General features: G+C 38.7%; 16 protein-coding genes and 1 pseudogene. 14 read left to right on the top strand and 3 right to left on the bottom strand.

Annotation, left to right across the window (positions count from 1 at the left end; all coding sequences use genetic code 11):
* The first annotated feature begins 85 nt into the window (after positions 1-85).
* The 13 genes from IQ31_RS09805 (at position 86) to IQ31_RS09745 (ending at position 17,519) form a co-directional block, all read left to right on the top strand.
* Positions 86-3,307, top strand: coding sequence for a SusC/RagA family TonB-linked outer membrane protein (locus IQ31_RS09805; protein ID WP_145327866.1), 3,222 nt, complete (start codon positions 86-88; stop codon positions 3,305-3,307).
* 12 nt (positions 3,308-3,319) lie between these two features.
* Positions 3,320-4,813 carry a SusD/RagB family nutrient-binding outer membrane lipoprotein gene (locus IQ31_RS09800; protein ID WP_075993476.1) on the top strand — a complete coding sequence of 498 codons (1,494 nt, stop codon included), beginning with the start codon at positions 3,320-3,322 and terminating at the stop codon, positions 4,811-4,813.
* Positions 4,813-7,275: a phosphocholine-specific phospholipase C gene (locus IQ31_RS09795; protein WP_208734189.1), complete on the top strand. Its 2,463-nt coding sequence runs from the start codon at positions 4,813-4,815 to the stop codon at positions 7,273-7,275. The genes IQ31_RS09800 and IQ31_RS09795 overlap by 1 nt, the downstream gene beginning before the upstream one ends.
* Before the next feature lie 146 nt (positions 7,276-7,421).
* Positions 7,422-8,186: a response regulator transcription factor gene (locus IQ31_RS09790; RefSeq protein WP_227550161.1), complete on the top strand. Its 765-nt coding sequence runs from the start codon at positions 7,422-7,424 to the stop codon at positions 8,184-8,186.
* 10 nt (positions 8,187-8,196) lie between these two features.
* Positions 8,197-9,555 carry a HAMP domain-containing sensor histidine kinase gene (locus tag IQ31_RS09785; protein ID WP_075993474.1) on the top strand — a complete coding sequence of 453 codons (1,359 nt, stop codon included), beginning with the start codon at positions 8,197-8,199 and terminating at the stop codon, positions 9,553-9,555.
* Between the two features lie 124 nt (positions 9,556-9,679).
* Positions 9,680-10,162, top strand: a complete 483-nt coding sequence (locus tag IQ31_RS09780; protein ID WP_075993473.1) for a hypothetical protein — start codon at positions 9,680-9,682, stop codon at positions 10,160-10,162.
* A gap of 70 nt (positions 10,163-10,232) precedes the next feature.
* Positions 10,233-11,234, top strand: coding sequence for an ABC transporter transmembrane domain-containing protein (locus IQ31_RS09775; protein ID WP_075993472.1), 1,002 nt, complete (start codon positions 10,233-10,235; stop codon positions 11,232-11,234).
* On the top strand, positions 11,224-12,585 hold the full coding sequence (locus IQ31_RS09770; protein WP_075993471.1) for an HlyD family secretion protein: 1,362 nt from the start codon (positions 11,224-11,226) through the stop codon (positions 12,583-12,585). Before IQ31_RS09775 ends, IQ31_RS09770 begins: the two co-directional genes overlap by 11 nt.
* A 7-nt stretch (positions 12,586-12,592) precedes the next feature.
* Complete coding sequence (locus tag IQ31_RS09765) at positions 12,593-14,023, top strand: TolC family protein (RefSeq protein WP_088162275.1); 1,431 nt, start codon at positions 12,593-12,595, stop codon at positions 14,021-14,023.
* A gap of 129 nt (positions 14,024-14,152) precedes the next feature.
* On the top strand, positions 14,153-14,671 hold the full coding sequence (locus IQ31_RS09760; RefSeq protein ID WP_145327865.1) for a hypothetical protein: 519 nt from the start codon (positions 14,153-14,155) through the stop codon (positions 14,669-14,671).
* Positions 14,658-15,158, top strand: coding sequence for a hypothetical protein (locus IQ31_RS09755; RefSeq protein WP_075993468.1), 501 nt, complete (start codon positions 14,658-14,660; stop codon positions 15,156-15,158). Before IQ31_RS09760 ends, IQ31_RS09755 begins: the two co-directional genes overlap by 14 nt.
* Entirely contained in the window at positions 15,142-15,891 is a 750-nt protein-coding gene (locus tag IQ31_RS09750) for a YoaK family protein (RefSeq protein WP_088162273.1), read from the top strand. Before IQ31_RS09755 ends, IQ31_RS09750 begins: the two co-directional genes overlap by 17 nt.
* Before the next feature lie 164 nt (positions 15,892-16,055).
* Complete coding sequence (locus tag IQ31_RS09745) at positions 16,056-17,519, top strand: glycoside hydrolase family 76 protein (protein WP_088162272.1); 1,464 nt, start codon at positions 16,056-16,058, stop codon at positions 17,517-17,519.
* 52 nt (positions 17,520-17,571) lie between these two features.
* Here IQ31_RS09745 and IQ31_RS09740 read toward each other — a convergent pair whose 3' ends face one another.
* Positions 17,572-18,351, bottom strand: a complete 780-nt coding sequence (locus IQ31_RS09740; RefSeq protein WP_075993465.1) for a response regulator transcription factor — start codon at positions 18,349-18,351, stop codon at positions 17,572-17,574.
* Between the two features lie 2 nt (positions 18,352-18,353).
* Complete coding sequence (locus IQ31_RS09735; protein WP_158638847.1) at positions 18,354-21,509, bottom strand: sensor histidine kinase; 3,156 nt, start codon at positions 21,507-21,509, stop codon at positions 18,354-18,356.
* 173 nt (positions 21,510-21,682) lie between these two features.
* Between IQ31_RS09735 and IQ31_RS09730 the strand changes: the two genes are divergently transcribed.
* Positions 21,683-22,843: an aldose epimerase family protein gene (locus IQ31_RS09730; RefSeq protein ID WP_115050907.1), complete on the top strand. Its 1,161-nt coding sequence runs from the start codon at positions 21,683-21,685 to the stop codon at positions 22,841-22,843.
* 98 nt (positions 22,844-22,941) lie between these two features.
* Here the strand turns inward: IQ31_RS09730 and IQ31_RS09725 are convergent.
* Positions 22,942-23,186, bottom strand: a pseudogene (locus IQ31_RS09725) (hypothetical protein); the annotation flags it as partial.

Below are 23,186 nucleotides of genomic sequence, written 5' to 3'. Positions count from 1 at the left end.
TAAGCAATCTTTAAGATTGCATTGTTAATATACTACTCATCTTCTAGTAATATAGGTTTCATTTTTTTGGGCAAAATTCAAAATAATGAAACCTATTAAACTACCTCAATTTAGGAAAACAGCTCAGGTGACCTTAGCTATTGCATTGCTGAATGCGGCACATGTCGATAGCGTATGGGCAAACTTTGCGAATGAAACTACCAAGCTCGAAATTGCCGATCAAGCTATTATTAAAGGGATTGTTAAGGATCAGGACGGCAAACCTATTGACGGCGGCACGATCATCAATGAAACCAGCAAACAGAGTACGCGTACAGAGTTTAATGGTAAATTCAATCTGAAAGGTCAGGTTGGCGACCAAATCCGTGTTTCTTCTTTAGGATATAAAACAGCTACAATAACTGCTACAGATGGGGATCTTGTGGTGGTTTTGGAAAAGGATGATTCAAAGTTGGATGAGGTTGTTGTCACGGCAATTGGTATCAAGCAACAAAAGAAGCAAATTGGTTACGCTACTCAAGAAGTTAAATTAGACGTACTTAAAGAGTCTAAAACAATGAATATTGGTACAGCGCTAACGGGACAAGTATCTGGTCTTATCGTTAATAATCCAACGGGGATTTTTCAGGCACCATCTTTTCAATTGCGTGGTAAGAGCCCACTTATTGTCGTAGATGGTATTCCTGTAGAATCTGATTTTTACGACATGTCCAGTCAAAACATAGAGAATATCAATGTACTGAAAGGAACAGCCGCTTCATCTTTATATGGATCACGCGGTAAAAATGGCGCGATCTTAATTACAACCAAAAGTGCAAAAAGCGATAGGCTGGAGTTTTCGGTTGGAACCAGTAATATGTTTTCTGCTGGATTTACAGTTTTTCCTGAATCGCAGAAGGAGTTCGGAAGTGGATCCAACGGTAAATATGAGTTTTGGGATGGTGCTGATGGGGGGATTTCAGATGGAGATATGACATGGGGACCCAAATTGAACTCCGGAATAAAGGTGGCACAATGGAACAGTCCGATTCGTGATAAGCAAACTGGTGAAGTGATTCCTTGGTGGGGTGATGTGAGTGGAACCAAGTATAATGATAAGTCACGTTATGAAAGAGTGCCGATTGATTGGGGCGCACATAACAATTTAGAGGATTTCCTTGGAACTGGACTGATTACCGAGAATAATGCGACATTATCGTATCGTTCGGAAAAGGTAAGCATATTTGGAACAGGAAAATATGCCTATCAAAAAGGTCAGGTGCCCAATACAAAGCTTTCTACAGGTGGATTAAATTTGAATACCTCTTACCGTTTTACTCCTGAGGTACAATTAGATCTTAACTTATCCTATAACAAAGTGAAATCTCCAAATTATCCAAGGTATGGATATGGACCTAAAAATCATATGTATACGATTTTGTTGTGGATGGGAAATGATGTAAATGGACAGGAATTAAAGGATCACCTCTATATTCCGGGACAGGAAGGCTATCGTCAAGCAAACTATAACTATGCTTGGTACAACAACCCTTATTTTGCAGCTAATGAGTTGAACCAAGTATACGATCAGGATATTTTGGCCGGGCAGACTGCTTTAACTTGGCGTATTTCACCTGAATTTACCATCAAAGGTCGTGCTGCAGCAAGACAAAAAAATCTATTCCAGGACATGCAGAGTCCTAAGTCTTATATGAATTATGGCGATTCACGGAATGGGGATTATAAAAACTGGGATAGCAAGCAGCTCAATTTTGATGCGGACGTCTTAGCAACCTATATTAAGCAGTTGTCTGATAATTTCGGTGTAACCGTTAATGCGGGATCTTCCACTTTCAAAAGAGATTATCGTGAGCTTTATCAAACTACTGATGGTTTAGTTGTACCATTTGTCTACAACTTAGGCAATACCCAAGGTCCAGTTAAGGCAACAAATACAACAACTGAGAAAATAATCCGAAGTGCTTATGCGTCGGTAAACTTAAATGTGTTTAAGTCGACCTATCTGAATTTTTCAGGAAGAAATGACTGGTCATCCACATTATCAAAGGCAAATCAGTCATTCTTTTATCCATCGGTTTCACTAAGTAGTGTTATCTCCGATTATTTTAAACTGCCAGCGCAAATTGACTTTGTTAAATTGTACAGTTCCTGGGCATCAGTATCTTCTGATCTGGATCCTTATAGCATTGCTGCGACTTATAAAAAAGATGTTACCTATGGTTCGACGCCATCAGTAACCTATCCTGTAGGTATTATTAATCCTGATATCCTTCCGCAGCAGTCCATTTCCTTAGAAATTGGTGCTTCTATGGCTTTCTTTAAAAATAGGCTTTCGGCTGATGTAACGTACTATAATGTTGTTGATAAAAATCAGATCATCGATTTGAGTATTTCCCAAGCATCCGCTTTTACTTCGCGTAAAGTAAATGGAAATAAATACCGTACAAAAGGATTGGAGATTTCTTTGACAGGGAATATAATTAAAAATGAACAATTTTCGTGGACGTCTACTGTTAACTGGTCTCGTGCAATTCAGCGTTTGGAAGAAATTTACAATAACCAAGCGAAATACGGTAATCTTAAAAAAGGCGATCGTGCAGACAGCTATTATGGTACTGTCTGGGAAAAATCGGCTGATGGTAAGGTTATCTTGAATCCGAATACGGGTATGCCGACCAAAAATCCATTTCCACAGTATTTAGGTTACTTTCAACCGGACTGGCAATTTGGTTTTGCAAACCAGTTCAAATTTAAGGGATTTCAGGTAAATCTTGATTTCGACGGATCTATTGGCGGCGTGATGAATTCGACAACCATAGAAAAAATGTGGTGGGGTGGAAAGCATCCTTCTTCGGTCTTATATCGTCAGGAACAATATGATGCAGGGAAACCAGTTTTTGTACCAGATGGGGTGATCGTAACAGGGGGTGAGCTTACCCGCGACGTGAACGGTAATATTACTTCAGATACCCGAACGTATACAAGTAATACAAAAGCTGTTGATTGGCAGGCTTGGAGTCAAAATTATCCTTACCAGGCCAGAGTTACAGAGTCTGAGAGTAAACTGTTTGCCAATGTGTTTGATCGATCATTTGTAAAACTGCGTAGACTTTCGGTAGGTTATGATGTCAATAAGGTGTTTAAATTAAAACAGCTTACGGCCTTAAATGCATCACTATTTGGCTATAATTTGGCTATGTGGAAGAAAGTACCTTATATCGATCCTGATTTTGGTGTTGGGAACGATGGAAACTTACAAGATCCTTCCACGCGATATATTGGTTTTTCTCTAGATTTTAAGTTTTAATAACGTAGTACGATGAAATTATTTAATAAACATATATTTCTTGGATTATTTTCTCTTTCAATCATGACTTCTTGTCAGAAATTGACTGAAGTAAATGTTAATCCAAATGAAGCGACAACAACCCACCCGCAAGCTTTATTGACGAAGGTAGAATGGGATGCTTTTCGGACCTGGCATGGTACCTCACCACTATATGCCTTGAAAATGATTGTGCAAACAGATGGTGAAAATGCGAATCAAATTTATAATTGGCAAAGGGGAAGCTTTGAGCAATATGGTAATCTTCGCAATATTACCAAGATGACGGAAGAAGCTGAACGTATTGGCGCTGAAAGTTATTTGGCATTAGCAAAATTTTTCCGTGCGTATTATTTTTATAATCTTACCTTAACGTTTGGTGATGTCCCTTATTCAGAAGCAGCAAAGGGTGAAAATTCGGCAATTTTTGCGCCGAAATACGATACACAGAAAGACGTTTTGGTGGGTGTATTGAAGGAGCTCGAGGAAGCAAGTATTATTCTGAAGAAGAACAATAACACCATAAATGGGGATATTATTTATGGTGGAAATAGTGGCAATTGGAACAAGTTAGTCAATTCATTTCGCCTAAAAGTATTATTGACGCTTTCGAAGAAAACGACTGATCTTCCATTTAATGCAGCAACAGAATTTTCAAAAATATTTACCAATGAGTCTAGAATCACTGATGTTAGTGGTGCTGAAGATGGGCAACTCATCTTTTTGAATCAAGAGGGTAATCGCTATCCTGAATTTAACTCTAGCGGTTATGGATCGGGAATGTATATGGATTCCACTTTTATCCAACGATTGCAGGACCTGAAAGATCCGCGGTTATTTGTCGTCGCTACACAAACAAGACTGGGTAAAGAAGCGGGTAAAGCGATTAATGACTTTACGGCTTATGAAGGCGGAGATCCGATTGTTCCTTATGCACAGGTGAATGCAAAAGCCGTATTAGGTAAATTATCGAAAGTCCACGAACGATTTTATCAAGATCCCACAGCTGAGCCATTGGTCTTATTGGGCTGTTCGGAGATGCAGTTTATTTTGGCTGAAGCCATTTTGAAAGGTTGGATAACGGGCGATCTCAATGCAACGTATACCAAAGGAGTACAGGCATCGTTCAAATTTTATGAAAAGTATGCGAAAAATTTGGGAACTTATACAAATGAAGCACAAGCGGCCAAATATCTTGAACAAAATTCGGTAAGTCTTGACGGAGCTAGCTCCAATGAGCAAAAGCTCGAACGTATCTTGATGCAGAAATACCTGCGCTCATTTCATCAGGGGGGATACTCGGCTTATTTTGATCATTTGCGCACGGGATATCCGAGTTTCCGTAAATCGGCGAATGTGAAAACAGCCTATCGCTGGATGTATCCTCAAGATGAGTACAATAATAATACGGCGAATGTATCTGATGCGATCAAATTACAATTTGGCGGAAATGACAATATTAATTTACAGACTTGGTGGTTAAAATAATGGATTCAAGGAGGGTATTTTTAAAAAAAGCAGCCATGCTGGCAGGGAGTACAGTCGCCATAAACTGGCTGCCTGAATCAATACAAAAAGCCTTGGCGATTGAAGCTCCAAAAGGATCAACTTTTTTGGATGCCGAACATGTTGTCTTTTTGATGCAGGAAAACAGATCGTTTGACCACTGTTTTGGAACTTTGAAGGGTGTACGTGGCTTTAACGATCCCCGCGCGATGAAATTGCCGAATGGCCTACCTGTATGGATACAAGGAAATAAGGAAGGTGCATATTTTGCACCTTTCCATTTAGATATCGTCAATAGTAAATCGACTTGGATGGGGTCGCTTCCGCATGGTTGGCGTGATATGGTTGCTGCTCGTCATGACGGGAAAATGGATAATTGGTTGGAAGCAAAGAGCTCTGGCAATTCAGAATATAAGGCTATGCCTTTAACAATGGGTTATTATAACCGTGCGGATATTCCTTTTTATTATGCTTTTGCAGATGCATTTACAATTTGTGACCAGCATTTTTGTTCTTCACTGACGGGAACGAGCGCTAATCGATCGTATTTTTGGACTGGTACAGTGCGCGAAGAACCCCGTAATCCCGAATCTGTTGCGCATGTAGACAATGGTCAGATCAACTACAAGGATGTCAAATGGAAAACCTATCCTGAACGACTGCAAAAAGCAGGGGTCTCGTGGAAAGTTTATCAAAATGAACTAAGTTTACCAGTAGGCTTTAAAGGAGAAGAGGAAGATTGGTTGGCCAATTTTACAGATAACAACCTGGAGTTTCACCAACAATATGGTGTAAGATATCATTTGGCACATTATCAGTGGATGAAAGAACGGGTAAAAGAGCTGCATAAATTTTTGGAAACAAATCCAAAAGAAGAATTGCTGCACAAAGCCAAAGCGGAATTGGAGGATTTGAAAAGGGATGTCATTCATTATACGCCCGAGAATTTTGAAAAGCTATCCCAGTTCGAAAAAGATATCCATCACAATGCATTTGTGACTAATCTAGCTGATCCCAACTTTCACAAACTTGATAAATTAAGTTATAAAGAAGGTGGAAAGCGGCAGGAAGTTGAGGTGCCAGCCGGAGATGTTTTTTATCAGTTTAGAAAAGATGTTGAAGATCGCCAATTACCTACAGTGTCGTGGTTAGTGGCACCTTGTCGTTTTTCGGATCATCCGGGCTCACCTTGGTATGGGGCATGGTACGTATCCGAAGTCCTCGATATATTGACCAAAGACCCTGAGGTTTGGAAAAAGACAATTTTCATCTTAACTTATGACGAAAATGATGGATATTTTGACCATATCGCTCCTTTTGTTCCGCCATTGAGCACGAACAAAGATCAGGGTGCCGTGTCAGAAATCGACACTTCGGATGAATATGTTACGCTAGAACAGGAGCGAAAAAGGAAAAATAGTAATCATGTAAGTTTTGAAAGTCCTATTGGTTTGGGCTATCGCGTACCAATGGTGATAGCTTCACCCTGGTCTAAGGGTGGTTGGGTCAATTCCGAAGTTTTTGACCACACCTCCTGTCTTCAATTTTTAGAACATTTTTTGGAGAAGAAAACGGGTAAGGTGATACGGGAAGAAAACATCAGTCAATGGCGAAGAATGGTCTGTGGCGACTTAACAACGTCTTTTCGTCCTGTAGATAACATTTCCAAAACAAGGCTTAATCCGGTAGACAGAGACGGGTATGTTGAACGTATATTCTCCGCCAGGAATAAAAAGCTCCCAACAGATTTTGTGAAAATCGACAGCCAAAAACTGGAGGAAATCAAATCGACAGGTCAGTATCATGCAGCTATGCAGATGCAAGAGCAGGGATGGAAGGATGCTTGTGCTTTACCTTATGAATTGCAGCTAAAAGTACAGCATACACCAACGATGCTTTCCATCAGCTCAACCTTGGAAAGAAGGCTCAATACAGCTAAAGCGGGAGCGGGTCTGCCTTATCATGTTATTTCCTATGTGGCGTATGATGGCCATGCGGCGGGTAAAGTTTGGAATTTTACGGTACGGGAAGGGGATCAATTAGCGTATGAATGGGAACTCGATAAAATTGTAGGAGAGTACATATCATTTGCATTGCATGGCCCTAATGGTTTCTATCGTGCGATTGAAGGCGCAAAGTCGCATATTCCAGCTATTGATGTGTATACGAAAGTAGTTGCTGGAAAGCCTATTCTTTGTGTACAATCAGAGTCGCTAAATTGGGATTTATTTCTTAAAGACTGTTCCTATGATCTTTTCCATGCGAAAGCAATGCGCAAGGATGATCCTGCTTTGGTTGAAATCGATTGCAGCAAGAGTGAAGGTTGGTATGATATCGAAATAACGTGTTCAGAAGATCATGCGGTCAAATTCCGCTATGCTGGACATATAGAGACTGGTAAATCAAGTAAGACAGACCCGTTAATGGGTAAAGTAGAATTATAGCTGAACCAATTAAATACTAGGACGAAAGCGCTGTTTCACGATCGATGAACACAGCGCTTTCTCTTTTGCAAAATAGAGCAAGATTCTTTTTGTGTGGATTCGGGCAAAAATGGGATTTGTGTCTCTTGTGTCAAAACGTTATTTTTATGGTTTGGATCGTAGTTCATTACAGAGAGCTACACATCATGACGAATATGGAGGAGCAAAAAATTATTTTGGTTGAAGATGAACAGGATGTTGCTGATTTGATCGTACAAGGCTTAGGCGAGGATGGCTATAGGGTCATTCATCTGGGGCGTTCGGAAGGTCTGGAACAGCTTTTGGCGAAGCAAGATGTCTCTCTTGTGCTATTGGACATTCTTTTGCCGGGAACCAATGGCCTGGATATTTGTAAGCAGATCAGACAGTGGGGGTATACCGATTTACCTGTTATGATGCTGACTGCACTTGGTACTCCAGAAAATGTGGTGCTCGGACTCGATAATGGTGCCGATGACTATCTTTCCAAGCCCTTTAAGCTCATTGAATTGAAGGCTCGGATACGTTCATTGATCCGCAGGCAACAGTCTATCGTACAGGCAACACAACGTGAGTTACAGCCCTCGAAAGACACATTTAGTTATGGTTTTCTGAGTATCGATGATTATAAAAAAATAGCCTACTGTGAGGGGCAGGAACTCAATCTGACAAGTACAGAGTATCGTTTACTCTTGTTGTTTATTCAGAGCCCCAAAAAGGTATTTGAGAGAACGGAGCTTTTGGACAAAATATGGGGGATAAATTTCGATATTGGATCAAATGTCGTCGATGTTTATGTGAATTATTTGAGAAAAAAGATTGAAAAAATAACGAGCAAAAAAGCGATCCACACGGTTATTGGTATGGGATATGTTCTAAAAATAGAAGACTGAATATTTAAAAATGCACAATTACAATCGAAAGCTTATTTATCTCATTGCAATTCTGGTCATTTATGTGAGTTGTTTTGTTGGCTTTATTTTTTATTCCGTTACAAATTTTGCTTTTACAGATTTTTATAAACGGCTCGATCTGCGGCGAAATATTGCTGCTGAAAAATTTCTGAATAGTAAATCCGCCTCCCAGGCTGATCAGTGGAGCCTTGATTTTATAGAAAATCTCAATAATCAGCATGAATTTTTGGTGGAATTTGATAGCAATGGTGCTATTTTAAGAAGCCAAGGATTTCATCAAGAACTTTGGGATAAAATCAATAAAAAAGGAAGCTCAAATTTCAAGTCGGGTAATCAATTCTATTCAACTAAATATTTTTCGCAAAATGGTCGAAAGTATATTGTGGGCGCTTCCGCTGAAAATTACTTTTATACACACCATTTGGCCTACCTTCGTAATCTGCTTATTATAAGTCTGATTTTGGGGATTCTCTTTATATTCGTTGTTTCGGTTTTTATGAAACGTTCGTTCTTAAAGCCAATACTAACCATGATGAAAGAGGTGCAAGAGATTGGTTCGGAAAATCTTTATAAACGATTGGATGAGGATAAATACAAAGGTGAGCTTCATGGCCTGGCACTCACATTTAACCGGATGTTGACGCGCTTGGAAACTTCTTTCGAAACACAAAAGAACTTTATCAGCAATGCATCACATGAGCTAAATACACCATTGACATCCATCATAGGACAGGCAGATCTTGCTTTATCCAAAGAACGAACAACAGCGGAGTACCAACGAACATTATTTAAGATCATTGAGTCGGCAGAGCATTTGGAAAAGAAAACAAAAGCACTTTTACTGTTGGCGCGTACAGGTTTTGTTAATAATGCGACCGCATTTAGCCCCGTTCGTATTGATCAGATCGTGATGGACGCCGAGCTGACTGTTAAGGCCATCAATGATAAATTTAAGATTATCACAGATTTCAGTCTATTACCAGATGATAGTATGCGACTTAAGGTGAATGGAAATGCAATTTTGTTACAGCTTGCGCTATCCAATATTATCAGCAACGCGTGTAAGTATTCATCCGATAGAACCGCTTATATTGCTTTAGGGGCATTGGACAATAAAGTCTTTATTCTAATAAAAGACAAAGGTATCGGAATACCCTCCCGCGAATTGGATCATATCTACGATCCTTATTTTAGAGCGTCCAATACGAGTGGCATTGACGGTTATGGTATTGGACTTCCTTTGGCCAGAAATATTATTAAGTTGCATGGTGGTACATTGAAGGTCAATTCTGTTGTGAGTGAAGGCACCACTGTAGAAATTGAACTACCCACTTACCTTCGATTTTAATGTGGTTTTAATTTCAACTGCATTTCTAATCTCATTTTAATACTGTTGCTCGCTTTCTAATGGAAAGCTAATTTTAGATTCATTCCGTTGCCATATGTGCGTTTTAACTTTGTTAAAAAAAGGCATGGCTAAAACAACGCGTATATTAATACCTAGTGATTTTACAGTTGACTCACTCCATTTTGTGCGTCAAAGTATTGAAGAGTCAATGGCTGATTCTATCGATATTATTCTTGTGTATGGCAATAAAAGCAGCACTTCTGCGAGTGAATTACTCGGAATTGGATTGGAAGATCAACTGGAAACACTTCAATCTGAATCTTTTTTAAAAGCCTGTAGCGGAATCTATCAACGCTATAAAAACCGTAAGCTCAGTATTTTTGCGGATATTTTGGGTACCGATAACAGTCATTATTTGCAGCATTACCTCAAAGGGCAGTCTGTGAATGAGGTCATAATACCACGCGATTATACCTATAAAAAGAAAACACGCAATTTTTTTAATGTCGCTATTGCACTCCGTAAAGTCGAGAGTCAAATTCCCTCTACAATTTCATTTAAGGAACAACCAAGTATTAGAAACAGAGAGATCGGACTAATTGAATGATCGATCGGAGTTTTTACTGTTGTTTTTAGCTGAAATTCATCATTTATAACTTATCTTCTATCTATTTTTTATGGGGCATATACAAGGCGGACCATCACCTTTGCAACGGTTGGCTAGCTTATTACATACTGAACGGAAAACGATCAATTATATATTTATTTATGCCATCGTCATCGGTATTTTTAGTTTGACTATTCCAATAGGGATAACAGCTATCTTTAATTTTTTAAGCAATGGAGCGATGTATAGCTCTACCTATATCTTAATTGCTTTTGTGTTATTTGGCGTGATTGTGGGCGGGGTATTATTGATCGGACAATTGACCTTAGTCGAGTATTTAGAGCAGAAAATCTTTCTAAAATCGGCGGTTGAATTTTCTTATCGCCTGCCGAGAATTAAACCTAAAGAGTTACTTGGAAAAAATCTTGTGGAGTTGGTCAACCGATTTTTTGATGTTATCATTATCCAAAAGGGAATTATCAAACTTTTGATCGATATCATCGCTGCAGTGGTGACAATTTTCTTTAGCGTGGTCTTATTATCATTTTATCATCCTGCATTTCTGGCCTTTGGCCTTATTGTCATTTTTTCTGTTATTACGATACTTGTTTTATACTATAAAAGAGGGTTGAAAACAAGTATTGAAGAGTCTGAATACAAATATGAGACGGTAGCCTATTTGGAAGCTGTTGCCGGACAAATTGACCATTATCGTGCTGATGAGACGAAAATGAACGAAGTGACAAAAACAACAGATTATATTGTCAGTAAGTATTTAGGGGCGAGGAACGATCATTTTAAGGTTTTAAAGCGTTTTTTTATTGGTTCTGTCCTACTTCGCACCCTGTTGTTTGGAGCGATGCTCTTGCTTGGATCTTATTTTGTTGTTGAGCGGCAAATGACTTTTGGTCAATTTGTTGCTGCTGAAGTTGTCATCGTTCAAATTGGTTATGCCATTGAAAAACTGATGACAAATTTGAATACTATTTTTGATATGCTTACTGGAGTTGTCAAATTGGCGGCTGTAACGGATCTTGCGTTGGAGGAGGACGCTGCGGTTTATGTTGATTAATAAGGATCGTTCGAGTCAGAAAACGCTCTCATGGAGAGATCTTTCCCATGATGCGGTTGATAAGTTATTGAAAGAGCGGGGATCCCTAGTCTTGGGGCGAATTCTTGTGTTTTCTGGGATTGTTTTTGTACTAGCACTTTTTCTCCCATGGAGGCAGACAATTCCTGGAGTAGGAACGGTTACTGCTTTACGTCCACAAGATAGACCACAGACTATCCAAAATCAGATTGGTGGCCGCATTGAATATTGGGCCGTTACTGAGGGGCAGGAAGTGAAGAAAGGTGATACGATTTTAGTGCTTTCGGAGACTTCTCAATCTTATTTTGATCCCATGTTACCATTGCGGTTAGAAGAGCAATTGAATGCCAAACAAAGCGGAGAAAATGCTGCTAATCAAAAAATGAAAGCCACTGAAGCACAGATTGAAGCATTGAAAAATGGGCTTGATTTTCAGCTTGCGTCAGCTAAAAATAAGGTGATCCAAGCTCAAAATCTGGTAAAAATAGATAGTGCAGAATTGGTCGCTGTCATGAGTTTTTTTGAGACCAGTGAAAAGCGGCTCAAACGGTACGAAGAGGGCTATCGTGACGGCTTATTTTCGTTAACAGATATCGAAACAAGGCGTTTAAATCTGCAAAATGATCGAGCTAAAGTAGTAAGTGCAGATAACAAGTTGTCGAATTCAAGACAATCATTAACAAATGCCAGTATCGAATTAAACAACATCCGCGCAAAGTATAATGAATCATTGGCGAAAGCGCAGTCCGATTTAAGTTCGGCTTTTTCCTCCAAAGCCTCAGTACAAGGGGATATCGCCAAACTGAGAAATGAGATATCCAATATTGATGTACGACGGGGGTTATATGTCGTGAGGGCTCCACAAGATGGTTTTATTGTAAAAACCTTTAAGGCAGGAATTGGTGAAAATATGAAGGAGGGTGAGTCCGTTGCGACATTACAGCCTAAAAAACCACAGCTTGCCGTAGAACTTTATGTAAACGCAATGGATGTCCCACTGATTGAGCCGGAAAGTGATGTAAGGCTACAATTTGATGGCTGGCCATCGATCCAATTTTCCGGATGGCCGTCTGTCGCGGTCGGTACCTTTGCTGGAAAAGTTTCAGTCATCGATAAAGTGAGTAGTACGAATGGCCGATTTAGGATTTTGATACGTGCAACAGTTCCTGTTCCGGAAGGAGATGAACCCTGGCCTGTTCAGTTAAATCAGGGCTCAGGTGCTTATGGAAGGGTTATTTTAAATAAAGTCCCATTATGGTATGAGATATGGCGACAGTTGAATGGCTTTCCGCCGAGTTTGGAAAGAGAACCAAAAGAAAGTGAGAAAAAGTAATTGTTATATGAATAAATTGAATTTTATTTTTATCGTGTTGTGCTTTTTTTTCTCTCCTCATCTTTCGGCTCAGGAAAAGGAGTATGGAGCAAGGAATACTTTTACCGTGGATGACATGGAAGAGCTTTTAATGGCCAATCATCCAATCGTTAAACAAGTGAATCTGCTGAGTGAAACTGCAAAAGCCCAGGTAACACAGGCTTTAGGGAAGTTTGATCCGACGTTAAATTCCAGTTTTAAAAATAAGCATTTTGGCAATACGGATTATTATAATCAGTGGAATAGTGAGCTAAAAATTCCTCTTTGGTTAGCTGGCGCAGATCTGAAAATTGCTTATGATCGAAATGTTGGTGATTATACAAACCCGCAATCCCGAACAAATAATGCAGGGCTTTCCGCAATCGGTTTAAGTATTCCATTGGGGCAAGGTTTAATCGTCGATAGCAGAAGAAATACGCTGCAGCAGGCAAAGGCTATGATCAGCTACCTCGAAGGCGAAAAGATAAAACAAATAAATGCCATTTGGTTTCAGGCACTTTCAGATTATTGGAATTGGTATTTTGCCTATCAGCAGTATCAGCTTTTATTGGAGGGTGTAAAATTGGCTGATCAACGGTTTAAAGCAATCAGTGAGCAGACGACGCTGGGAGATAAACCTGTAATTGATTCCATCGAAGCTTCGGTCGTTGTAAAAGAACGGCGGATAGAACTTTCAAAGTATGAAGTTGAACTTAAAAACGCGAAAATTGTATTGTCCAATCATCTGTGGAATGATCAACAATTTCCAGTAGAACTTCCCGATCATGCCATACCGCATAAGCTCGAAGATCCTGTTATTTTGCCAGATAATAGTGTGATCGAGGCGCTACTTGATTCGGCAAAAATTGCTCATCCCGAAATGATAAAGTTGGCGAGTAAAAATCAACAACTTCTATTTGAGGAACGTTATCGAAAAGAAATGCTTAAACCTAAATTCAATGTGTCAGGCACGCTCATTTCTAGCCGTCACGGTTTTAATGACTTTGTACCGCCGCAGTATGATTTTAATTGGCAGAATTATAAAGTAGGTTTTGAATTTGCATTTCCACTTTTTATTCGCGCCGAACGTGGGAAGCTCAAAGAGGTCCGGATTAAGCAAGATCAGCTACGATTTGAACAAGCTGTGACCGAGAGAAATATTTACAATGAAGTCGTTAAAAAATATAATGATTTAAATGCTTACAGTAAACAGATTGAACTTCAATCGATCAATATAAGTAATCAGGAACTGCTTCTTAGGGGGGAATTAAATAAGTTTGAACTGGGTGAATCAACCTTGTTTGTTGTTAATAGTAGGGAAAACAAGCTGATCGAAATGCGGATCAAGCAAGAGAAGCTGGTTACGGACTACAGAAAGGCACTAGCGGAATTATATTACAAAGCCGGAACTAAATTTTAATCCCATTTTAATCTGCATCTTTTTTTTAATCTCATTTTAATATCGGTCTTAAAATTCTAATAGAAAGTTAATTCCAGATTCATTCGGTTGCCATGATGACCTATTAATTTTGTATAAAAATAATTGGATATGGCAAAGGCAATGCGTGTATTGATTCCAAGTGATTTTACGATTGATTCACTTTTTTTTGTGATTCATAGTATAGAGCAATCGAAAGCCGAAGAACTTGATATCATTCTTGTCTATGGTAATAAGAGCAGTACATCGATCAGCGAACTATTGGGAATCACATTGGATGACCAACTCAGTAATCTTCAATCGGAGGACTTTTTGAAGGCCTGCCAGATGATCAGTCATCGTTATGAAAATCGTAAGCTAAATATCTATACAGATATCATCGGCTCTGACAATCTCAATTATTTACAACATTATTTGCGCGGAGCTCGGATTGATGAAGTCAAAGTTCCCACAGATTATGAATTTGAAAGAAGAACACGGCATTTTTTCGACGTCGGACAGGCTTTGCTTCACTTGAGTAAAAGTAAACAGAAGAATGTCTCGATTGTCGCAAGACCTGGGACAAACAGAACAGGAGGAAATGTCTTGGCGGATTTATTTTTTAACAAGAAATGGGATGTTAACTATTAAGAGAAAAATATTAGCAAGGTTCAACTTCGTCTTGTTGTCCTTTTTGCTTTTAGGAGCTAGTTCAATGGTTATGTTTTATGAAAACCCCGAGCGGCTTTTAGAAGGAGAGTGGGAAGAGCAAGGTTGGTACTTTGAGAAAGTGGAGAAGTCTCCAACGTTCAAAAAACAGGCGGTTATCCATGAGGGAATAAAAGATGCTGCAATCGCTCACCTTCCACCCTTGCAGGATGGATTATGGCATTTTGAAAAAATGGGTGACAAAAATTTTATTGCCCATCATGAGGACAAACAATACAATTGGTTTTTGAAGGGACGAGGCCATATCCTTGAGCTTCGGAAAAATGATGAGCTTATAGAGAGCTTTGTCATACAAAAATTGAATAAAAACCAATTGATACTGCATCTTAACTTGGATATGCAGACGAAAGGAATCGCACGAATTGTGCTGAAAAAAGGAGGAAAGGAAAAATATGCTGAGAAAATATAGCAATCATAGAACGATTCAAGATAATATCAAATTAGGGGGAATAACTGCATTCTCTGCGGGAATGGTCAATGTCGCATCTGTCATTGTCTTTTTCTCGTTTACATCCAATGTAACAGGTTATTATGCGGTTTTTGCGCAAGAGATTGCGAAAGGAAATTGGTATCAAGGTGCAGTAGTGCTATTTTGGATTTTACTTTTTCTAGTCGGGAGTATGCTTTCGAATCTTATCATCATTCATGGTAAAGGACGTTTTAGCTCCTATCTGACACATTCCATTCCTTTGGCATTGGAAATACTGAGTATATTATTTGTCGGGATATATCTTGATGTATTTTATGAAGATTCTTTGAAAGAAACAGAGATACTTGTCGGTGCATTGCTGTTTGCAATGGGATTGCAAAATGGTTTAACAGCGAGCATATCGAATTCTGTTGTGAAAACGACACACTTGACAGGGCTAACGACAGATTTAGCAATATTGATTTCGATGTTCACTAAGGAGTCGAACCGAAGCAATAAGACATTGGTCGACAAATTCCATTTACTGCTGAGTATCGTGGGAGCCTATGTCATGGGAGGGCTTGTGAGCGGTATTTCATTCACCTATTTATCGAATAAGACATTTTACGTGGTTTGTTTTGTTCTTTTAATCATTGGTTTGTACGACCATTACAAATTGTATCTATTGAAAAAGCAATTTGTGAATCGTCATCGTCAGCCAGTGGCAGCTTAGTTGACCGAGAAAGTTCTTGGTTAACTAAGCTAAAGGGCAAATATTTTTTAATCGCATTTCAAAAAATGCGATTTTTTTTGTCTGAAAAATGCTTATCTTCAACCTCGGTTATCACGCTCTACCAATGCGCATGAAAGACTACTTAATCAATTTAAAACCACGTCATGATCAAATTCTTTTCCATCCGGCCTTTTTGGGCACTCTCTCTAATTTCTCTGTCAGTATCACCGCTCTGTGTAAAACAGGTTTGTGCGCAAGAATTGCACAGCCAAAGATCAGTACATGATCAACATAAAAACCAACAGAATCTTTTACGGGCGATCCAATTGATTGATCGGTCAATGGAAGTCTATTTTTCTGGTGAAGATTTCAAAATGCATCGTTTTTATAATCCATTTACGCAGGTTCGATCCGAAGAAAAAGCGAGTGTATGGATGTACTCTGCTTCCATAGAAGCTGTAAATGCTGTGTTGAGCGGCTTGAAAAAGCAACAAAAGGCAGGTAATACCGAGCTTTACGGAAAGTATTATTCCCGCTATGTGGATTTATTGGCTAAGCTTCATGCAAATGCAGCTTATTATTTAGGGACATTTACGCTAACATCTTTTACACAACATAAAGAATGGACGGTGTATGCTGTCGATCGCGTCCGAGAAAAAGGAAAAGCAAATGTAACGGGAGTACTGAATGTCTATGATGATCAGATGTGGCTAGTACGGGAATTATTGGAAGCTTATCATTTGACTGGGCAAGAACGCTATTTGCAAGAAGCTGAATACCTTACTGCTTATGTTCTTGATGGTTGGGACTGTACTTTGGATGAGAAAGGGAAAGAGCATGGTGGAATCCCATGGGGCCCAGGATATGTAACTAAGCATGCCTGTAGTAATGCACCGATTATTAGTCCGCTTGTTGCATTGTATGAAATCTATAAAAAGAAAGGAGATCAAATCGTTGCGCATTCCATTGATCCGAAAGATAAACTAACTCGTATTTCTAAAAAAGAGAAGAAGAGCGATTTTTATCTCCGTTATGCTAAAAGGATTTATGACTGGCAAAAGGCATATCTTCTTAATGAAAAAGGTGTTTATGCGGATATGATGGGTGATTGTTTTCCAGATTGTTCGATAGCTTATGAAACGGTCAACGGTGTACAATATCGAAAAAATACCGAGCTCAGAAAAGCGGTCGGCACGGCATTTTCCTATAACAGTGGAACGATGATTTCTGGAGCCGCCGACTTATATCGTGTTACGAAAGCAAAAAGATATTTAGAAGATGGCAAGAAACTGGCCGATGCGACTTTTACTTATTTTGGAAAGTTAGGGCAGCAGATTCCTGAGCACTATACCTATGCGACAGATGGTTTTAATAATTGGTTTAACGGCGTGTTGTTAAGAGGATATACCGCTATATTTCCCAATTATAGCAAGGCTGGACTGTATGCAAAATCTTTTCAGGATAACTTGGATTACGGCTATACCCACTTCTTGAAAGATGGATTTCTGCCGAATGACTTGCTCGGAGGCTGGGCAAATGATAAAAGTAAGAATGATTTGGAAGGAATGTTTATGTTCACTTATGCAGCACAGTATGCAACACTTGCCCAAGTTGAATCAACAAAATAGGTGCACGCTTGGACGGACACCTATTTTTATTCAGATATGATTATTTGCTGGGTTAAGATTTAGATAAAGCAGTTTGAGCGTCCTGAAATTCGGTAGGACTTTGGCCAAACTGCTTTTGGAAATTACGTGAGAAATGAGTAGCGGAACTGTAGCCCAATAAATTAGAAATTTCGTAAACTTTATATTGTTTTTGAATAAGCAGTTCTGCTGCTTTTCTGAGCCGAGTTAAATTAATCAGTTCATTGGGTGATAGGCTGGATACCACATTGATTTTGCGATAGAGTGTAGGTCTGCTCATGCAGAGAATATCGGCCATTCTATCGACATTAAACTGGGGATCATCGAGATGTTGCATAATGATTTCTTCAATCTTCAGCAAGAACTCTTGTTCACTTTGATTTTGCCCGATCTGTTGGATTTGTGACATCGGATTTTTAATAAAAAACTCCTTGACCTTAACTCTATTCTTTAATAAACTGGCTATTTGTGCTCTTAAAAAAGCGGGCGAAAAAGGTTTTTCAATGTAAGCGTCGGCACCAAATTCTAAACCCTGAATTTTTGATTCAATACTATTTTTTGCTGTCAAAAGTATAACTGGAATATGTGCATAAGCGATATCTTCCTTAATTTTTTGACAGAGCTCAAAACCATCCATTTCTGGCATCATTACATCACTTACGATCAGATCGAAATATTCAGAGGCTAATAAATCTAGGGCTTCTCTTCCATTAGAACTCGTTGTTATCTGATAATCTTCATTGAGATCATCCGCAATAAATTCAAGCAGTTCGGTATGATCATCTACTAATAATAAATTGGATTTGGCATTCATAATTATGGGTTTGTATTGTGATTCAAAGGTAACGTCAAGCTAAATACGTTCAATTGGAGGTCGTTTGTACTATATAACAAGGTACCTTGGTGTTTTAAGGTTAGGGATCTTGTCAATGCCAAGCCTAGACCACTTCCGGGAACATTCTTATTTTGCTTTAAACGATTGAATGGTTCAAAAATTCTTTCCCTTTCTTCTGAAGGAATTAAAGCTCCGTCGTTTTTCACGGTCAATATAAAGATATTTTTCTGTTTATCCATATTCAAATTCACTTCAATATAGGATGAAGAATATTTAAGGGCATTATTCAATAAGTTGTAACAAATCTTGTCGAATGCGTCGATATCGACCTGACCTATAATATCCGGCATAATGTGTGACACAATCTGCTTTCCCTGTGCCTGGAGTGTGACCGTAAAATTGTTGATGATTTCCTGAACCGTTTGGCTTATGTTTTCTGACTCAAAGTGTAATTTGAATCCTTCCGTTTCAACCTGTCTAAAATCCAGTAATTGGTTACTAAGCGCAATCAACTTCTCCGTATTGTTCTGCATGGTCAATAATAGCTTGTCTGTTACAGGATTGTGATCTACCTTATCCATAAGCTTCTCTAAGGGGGCTTTGATCAATGTCAACGGTGTGCGTATTTCATGGGCAACATCGGTGTAAAAATTGATTTTTGAACGGTAGAGTTCTTGCTCACGTAGATTTTGTACGGTTAGAAGGTGTTGTCGATTGCGTTGCTTGATCTTTTCATTGAAATGATGAATCACAAATACAATGAGCCCCATAAGGATTAGTGCGTAGCAAACAAAAGCTGGTATACTTGCCCAAATAGGAGGAAGAATCGTGATTTTAAGACTAGCAAAGGTGGGTATTGTGTTACCATTTGGATCCTCCGCTTTTACGGTAAAAACGTAATTACCGGGAGCTAACTTGGTGAAATAAGCGCGTTGATTGCTTGTAATGTCTATCCAATTGTCGTCAAGACCATCCATTTTATAACTATAGTGAATAGAATGGGGGGCTTGGTAGTGTAATGCCGCAAAATCAAGACTGAAGGATGATTCGTCGTGTTTTAGTTTGATATTTTTTGTGAATAAGATTGATTTGGATAAAATACTTGCATCGGTATATTGATTGATCGCTCTATTGTTGATGTAAAAATTAGTGATATAAATCGGTATTTGATTCTTATAGTTAATTTGGTTTAGTTTTTCCGGATTGAAACGTATAAGGCCATTGATGGTACCGAAATAGAAGTTCCCATTGTCGTCATCAAAAGATGAATTGTAATTGAACTGAATCGTCGGTAGGCCTGACTCCAAGTTGAAGATCCGTTTTCTGCCATTGGGCAGATGATAGCGTACCAGCCCTTTAGAGGTACTTACCCAGAGATTCTGTTGTTTGTCTTCTAAAAATGCGAGCGTTACGTTACTGGGCATTCCTTCTTCCAGGCCAATGTTTTCAAAACTGTCCTGATTTAATTTCTTCTTAGCCATTCCACCTTCAGTGGCGATCCAAATTTGATTTTTTGAATCCTCAAATAGACTATTGACCCTATTGTTAGGCAAAGAATTGGGGTCATTCTGATGATGTGTATAATGTTTGAAATAACGTGTGGTCGGATTATAGCAAAATAGCCCATCGCGCCATGTACCTACCCAGATATTTCCCTCTTTATCTTCCAAAATAGTCGTGTAAAACATGTATTCGGGGACATTATCAATGAGGTGAAAAGACTTTTTTTCAAAGTTAAACCGGTATAAGCCACGAGTTGATGCAGCTATAATGTCTCCTTTTCGAGTTTTATAGAGATAAAATAGAAAATTGCTTTGTAGATCAGAAGGGGTTGCATTGTTATTGCGATCGATGTGATAAATGACTTTTTGAAGCTTTGGCGAAAATATGTCCAGGCCATTGACGAAGGTGCCGATCAGTAGTTTATCACCAATAGGAAGAACGCCATGGATATTATTGTTTGCCAGATTCCCCTGCTTATCGGAAAAGTTTTGGATATTACCCGACTTAGGGTCCAGTTTAGATAGTCCTCCATTTTCGGTGCCTATCCATATATTCTGATCGATATCTTTTTTGATAATGCGTACAACAGAGCCTTTTAGGCCCCCGGGGCGATCTTGTGGGAGGAATTTTTCGATGATACTATTGTTCTTATGATAATAGTTGATCCCACCAAAATAGGTTCCCAGCCAAATACCCTCATCCTTATCCTGTAGGATGTTATAAATGGCATTGTCAGATATACCCCAAGGGTTTTCTTGTTCTTTCTGAATGTTGATGTAACGTCGGCTAGCAATTTGATAAATGAAGAGGCCAGATTCTGTTGCAAACCAATATTCATGATCATTTGGCTGTATAATATCTCTGACATAGAGAAATTGATGCAGTTGATCTGGTCCAAGGATAGACTTAAGGGATTTATCTTGAAAGCGATAGCAATAAACACCAGTTTTTGAAGTACCAATCAATAAGTCTCCGTCGCGGTTTTCCATTATTTTCTCAATACTAAACCAATCCTTAGCACCATATTTTGCTTGAAAGTCAAGCATGAGTACGGGTTTTCCGGAAGGACCTATTTGGAAGATTTTGCCTTCAGGAGTTCCAAAAAATACCGCTCCATTTTTTGTGCAGCTGATGGACGTAATGTAGAGATCTGATTTTGTAAATTGTTGAATTGCATGACTAACTAAATCATGGCAATAGAGCATTCCATTTGATATAAACCAGATCCTTTTGCGTTGATCGGTAATAATAACAGGGACGTCCGCATTTTCAAATTGTTTACTCAGCAGTCTAAATTGTTCATCGACGGGGTTGTAACAATAGATTCCCTGATCTGTACCAATCCAAATTCTCTTTCGAAAATCTTCTTTCAATGAAATGATATTATTGCCCCCCAGACTATTTTTTCCAGATTTTGATGCATCAAAATGTTTGAAATTATTACCATCAAAACGATTTAACCCATCTTTTGTACCGAACCAAAGAAAGCCCTGACTATCTTGCATACTACAAATGACAGCATTGTTAGACAATCCTTCATTGATTTGATAATGATTGAAATAATAAGGCTGTGCATGGAGCAACGCGGGGAGCAACAGAAAAAATAGAAGACGTAAAGGCTTTAGGTTGATCATGATCATTTGGTTATTGATACAAAATAGTGCTAAAATGAAACAATTTAATCTTAAAATTTCTGAAAAAATTAAGACTTTAGCTTATATATTGTAAGCGTTAAAATTATAAAAAATCTAGAAAAGGACGTATGTTCTATCTAAACAAAGATTATAAACCATTTAAAATATTACGAATGAGAGGAAAATTGACCTTGCTTGGTCTTTCTGCAATGCTGGCATTTTGTGTGTCTTGTCAGCAATCGACTGGTTCCAAAACTTCAAAAGCAGATTCTTTATCGGCCTACATGGATAACGCACAGTTCAGCGGAACTATTGATCAAAAACAGGCTTATCTATATGAACTGAGCAATAAAAATGGCGTACAAGCTTATTTTACCAATTTTGGTGCACGTTTAGTGGGATTATGGGTGCCTGACAATAAGGGGGAGTTATGCGATGTTGTTTTGGGTTTTTCTAAAGCGGCTGATTATAATAATCCCAAAGAACCATTTTTTGGTACTATTGTAGGGCCTTTTGGTAATCGGATTGCTAAGGGAAAATTTAAGTTGGATGATAAAACCTATACATTGGCGGTAAATAACGGTCCTAATACACTGCATGGAGGTTTTAAAGGTGTGCATTTTGCCAATTGGACATTAAAATCGTCAGATAAATCGTCTCTTACTTTTGCTTACACCTTACCTGATGGACACGAGGGTTTTCCAGGAAACATCCAGATGGAAGTGACTTATACGCTTAACGATAATAATGAATTGATGATTGCCTATCGTGCTACTTCCGATAAAAAGACGGTGATCAATTTGACCAACCATGCTTACTTTAATTTAAATGGTGAGGGAAGCGGTACAATTCTGGATCATCAGCTTCAATTGTTTGCGAATGAATACACACCAGTGGATAGTACACTAATACCAACAGGGCAATTAGCACCGGTAAAGGGAACAGCTTTTGATTTTACAACCTTGAAACCAATAGGAAAAGATATTAATGCCAATGATCAGCAACTGAGCTTTGGAAAGGGCTATGATCACAACTTTGTCTTAAGCAAGGAGAAAGATGGCGATTGGTACAAAGCAGCCCATGTGATTGGAGATAAATCGGGTATTGTTATGGATATTCTGACTGCAGAACCTGGAATACAATTTTATAGCGGTAATTTTATGAATGAACAAGTGCAATTGAAGAACGGGAAAAAAGACTCCTTTCGTACCGCCTTTTGCCTCGAACCGCAGCATTTTCCGGATGCCCCAAATCAGCTCAATTTTCCAACAACCGTCCTAAACCCCGGGCAAGTTTATCAAACGAAATCCCTGTATCGTTTTTCGGTAAAATAATACATATTTAATCACATGTGTCCTAAATAAATTTTAGGATTGGATTTCTGTGGTACAGGCATAGCTTTTTTCATCATTTCGATATTGACCCCTATTTTTCAATCTGCGAAGATCTTTAGCTGTCCCTTTTTTCCTTTTATAGGCGGCCTGAAAAAGGGATCATCTATCCATTGCCAGATGTTTATTTTCACGAAGATATTCATTCTGATGAATGCGACCAGATTGGACAGGTTCCAGTCATATTTGGCCTTTTTTTGCAAGTATTTTAACAGTAATATGCCAATGAGTGAAGTCCAGATCTGGATCATCACTGCATTTTCAGAAGTCCCTATGAATGTCGATA

The sequence above is a fragment of the Sphingobacterium siyangense genome (genome assembly GCF_007830445.1).
In the GTDB taxonomy this organism is placed as follows: Bacteria; Bacteroidota; Bacteroidia; order Sphingobacteriales; family Sphingobacteriaceae; genus Sphingobacterium; species Sphingobacterium siyangense.
The sequence above is the reverse complement of the archived record's forward strand: the minus strand, read 5'-3'. Positions and strand labels throughout refer to the sequence as shown.